The organism is Xenorhabdus sp. Sc-CR9 (assembly GCF_963897815.1).
GTDB lineage: Bacteria > Pseudomonadota > Gammaproteobacteria > Enterobacterales > Enterobacteriaceae > Xenorhabdus.
The window spans coordinates 1-254 of sequence record NZ_CAWQTY010000142.1 but is presented as its reverse complement, the minus strand read 5'-3'; the positions used below and the strand labels follow the sequence as shown (position 1 = coordinate 254).

Sequence of the window (254 nt, the reverse complement as noted above, 5' to 3'; positions counted from 1 at the left end):
CGGTCTAATTTGGGGGTAATCCAGTAGACGCCACCGTCACGCAGCTCAGCCCACGGCTGTAATGGGTCATCGGGTTTTTGCTGTTCTGACACGGGTTCTCGCTCCGTTGGCTCCGGCTCTACTGGCCCTGACTTTGGGTCTGTTTTTGCCCCTGACACTATCAATGTTTGTTCAAACGCGTTCAGCATGGATTGCAACCCGTATCTTTGGCGATAGTCGTCCCAATCGGCTTTTTCTTCACAGGGTGGCAGTGC

At 53.9% G+C, this 254-nt stretch carries 1 protein-coding gene; it reads right to left on the bottom strand.

Translation table 11 applies throughout. From position 1 onward, the window contains the following. A partial coding sequence (locus tag AACQ81_RS06805; RefSeq protein ID WP_237388517.1) for a hypothetical protein occupies positions 1 to 254 on the bottom strand: 254 nt, incomplete at both ends.